We start from the raw sequence: 3,491 nt of genomic DNA on the forward strand, positions 1-3,491 counted from the left end.
GTCGGTGCCCCACAGGATTTCACGTAGGGGGCGTTCGAGGTGGCGGTCGAGTTCGGCGACCACGGTGTCGAACGCTTGGGCGTAGGCGGGGAAGGTTTCGTAGAGTTCGCGTCCCATGCCGGGGTGCTGGGCGCCCTGTCCGGTGAACAGCATCGCCAGCTGGCCGGGGGTGGCTTGGCCGGTGATGGGAGCGTCCCAGTCGCCGTTGAGGATCACGGCCCGGTGCTCGAACAGCGATCGGGTGGTGATGAGTGACCAGCCGATGTCGACCGGCGATGCGTCGGAGGCGTCGGTGAACTCCCGCAGTCGCTTGAGCTGGTCACGCAGCGCGCCCTCACTGCGGGCGGACACCACCCAGGGCACCACCACTGGAGCAACGCCCGGCTCGGTGTCCTGCACCGGCTCGGCTTCCGGAGCCTGTTCGATGATGACGTGGGCGTTGGTTCCGCTCGCCCCGAAGGATGACACACCGGCCCGGCGTGGGCGACCCGTTGTCGGCCAGGGCCGCTCTTCGCAGATGAGTTCGACGGCGCCGCTGGTCCAGTCGACGTGCGGGGACGGTTCGTCCACGTGGAGCGTGCGCGGGACGACGCCCTCGCGCATGGCCATGACCATTTTGATGATGCCGGCGACGCCTGCGGCGGCCTGGGTGTGGCCGATGTTGGACTTGATGGATCCGAGGAGGAGGGGCCGGTCGGCGGGGCGGTTCTGGCCGTAGGTGGCGAGGAGGGCTTCGGCTTCGATGGGGTCGCCGAGCTTGGTGCCGGTGCCGTGGCCCTCCACCACATCCACCTCCGACGCGGCCAGACCGGCGCTGGCCAGGGCCTGGCGGATCACCCGTTGCTGAGACGGGCCGTTGGGCGCGGTGAGGCCGTTGGATGCGCCGTCCTGGTTGATCGCCGAGCCGCGCACCACGGCCAGCACCTGGTGGCCGTTGCGCCGCGCGTCGGAAAGGCGTTCCACCAGCAGAACACCGACGCCCTCGGACCAGCCGGTGCCGTCCGCCGACGCGGAGTACGCCTTGCAGCGCCCGTCCGGCGACAGCCCCCGCTGCCGGCTGAACTCGATGAACGTGCCCGGCGTGGACATCAAGGTGACACCGCCCACCAGGGCCAGGGAGCACTCGCCCGACCTGAGCGCCTGACCCGCCAGATGCAGCGCCACGAGGGACGACGAGCACGCCGTGTCCACCGTCATCGCCGGTCCCACGAGACCGAGGGTGTACGAGATGCGGCCCGCGACCACGCTCGCGGCGTTGCCCGTCATCAGATATCCGTCAACGCCCTCGGGTGCTCGAGTCATCATCGAGGCGTAGTCGTTGCCGTTCCCGCCGATGAACACCCCGACTTCCCGGCCGCGTACCGAGTCGGCCACCACACCGGCGCGTTCGAGGGCTTCCCAGGCGACCTCCAGCAACAGGCGCTGCTGCGGGTCCATACCGAGGGCCTCGCGCGGCGAGATACCGAAGAACGCCGGGTCGAAGTCCCCCGCGTCGTGCAGGAAACCGCCGTCGCGGGTGTAGCTGGTGCCGGAGTTGCCGGGGTCCGGGTCGTACAGCTCTTCCAGGTTCCATCCCCGGTTGGTGGGGAAGGCGGAGATGGCGTCCGTACCCGTGGCCACCAACCGCCACAGGTCCTGCGGAGAGGTCACGCCACCCGGGTACCGGCAGGCCATCCCGATGATGGCCATCGGCTCGTCACCGGGTGCGACGGTGAGAGCCGGCACTGTGGCGGAGTCGGTGCCGGTGCCGAACAGTGCGCCGAGCAGGTACGTCGTGACGGCCTGCGGCGTCGGACAGTCGTAGGCCAGGGTGGTGGGAAGGCGGAGCCCCGTCGCCGTCTCCAGCCGTTTGCGCAGGTTCACGGCGCCCATCGACCCCATGCCGAGGTCGCTGAAGGCCTGCCGTGACCGTACGGCGGTGTGGTCGTCATGGCCGAGTACCGCCGCCGCTTCCTTCTGTACGACGGTGAGCAGCGCGCGTTCCCGTTCCTCCGGCGAGAGGGTGGCCAGCTCACCGCGTATGGCCGCACCGTCCTGGCGCGCATCGGACCGGCCGGCGAGGGCCTCGCGTATCTCGGGCAGATCCTGGACGACCGCCAGGAGACGCTCCGGAAGCTCGGCAGCGGCCACCGCGGCCCAGTCGATGTCGGCGACGACGACGCACGGCTCGTTCTGGCTAGCCGACAGGGCCAGTGCCTCGATGGCGGTGTCGGCGGACATGGGCAGCAGACCGCCGCGCCGGTCGCCCGCATCGGACGGGCCGAGCGCGATCGAGGTGGCGGGCAGGCCCGCCGCGTGCCGGATCTGGGCGATGGTCTCGGCACAGGCATGAACGGCGGCCGCAGCGCCTTGGTCCGCGCCTCCCAGTACCGCCTCGGCAGAGGACACCAGCACGAAGGCGGAGAGGTCCCACTCGCCGGTCAGTTCATGCAGAAGGCGCATCTCCTCTACCGCCAGACCGCCTTCGCCGGTGTGCACGACGGCGGTGAGGGACGGATCGGCGAGTGCGTCCTCCAGAGCCGGGCGATCCTCGAGCCCGCCCGACCGCGCAGTCACCCCCTGCTCCGTGATCCATGCCGCGACGCGTTCCGCCAGTGCGCCGGAACCGACGACCAGGACGGTGCCCTGCGGGGCCCAGGCGGGGTGGCTGCCCGGGGCCGTCCGCATCAGCCGTCGTACGAAGACACCCCCCGCACGTACCGCGAGCTGGTCGTTCGGGGCCGCGCCGCCGGTGAGCACCGCGGCCAGACGAGCCACGACCACCTCGTCGAGCTCACCAGGAAGATCGATGATCCCGGCCCACCGCACCGGCCGCTCCCGCGCCCACGCCCTTGCCAGGCCCCACAGTCGTGCCTGATCGGGCGTGGCGATCCGCTCGGACGGCGAGGTCGACACCGCGCTCGTCGTCACGGACCAGACAGGAGCGTCCACGAGGTCCAGCAGTGACTCGGGGTTGGAACCGAGCGTGAGCACTCCCTCCAGCGGCGGGAGTTCGGGCAGCTCAGCGGCGGCCGGCGCCACGATGACATCGGCGCCCTGCGCCTCAAGCGCACGAGCGAGGGTCTCGGCAGTCTGCGTTCCCTCGTCGGCCCCGACGACCAGCCAGTTCCCGGTGAGCCGCGGCGCCCCGGAAACGGGGAGCGGCCGCCACACCACCCGGTAGTACCGCTCATCAGACGGCGAAGCGTCACGGTGCCGCGAGCTGCCCGGGGCGAGCCAGTAGCGGTCGTTGTGTTGGAAGGGGTAGGTGGGGAGGGGTGTCGTGTGGGGGTGTGCGGGGGTGTAGTAGGCGTCCCAGTTGAGGGTGTGGCCGTGGGTGAAGGTGGTGGCGAGGGCGGTGAGCAGCGCCGTGGGCTGGGGGTGGTTGCGGCGCTGGGTGGCCACTGCCGTTACCGAGGTGGGGAGTTGGTTGGTGGCGAGTGTGGTGAGTACGGCGTCGGGGCCGATCTCCAGGAGGGTGGTTGTCCCGGTGTCGGTGAGGGTGGTGAGGG

General features: G+C 70.8%; 1 protein-coding gene. It reads right to left on the reverse strand.

Features of this window, described 5'->3' with window-relative positions; translation table 11 throughout:
- Nucleotides 1-3,491 (reverse strand): type I polyketide synthase (locus ACZ7DL_RS38935; RefSeq protein WP_470781781.1); only part of this gene is annotated, 3,491 nt, incomplete at both ends.

This window comes from Streptomyces sp. NPDC036984, from assembly GCF_055607665.1.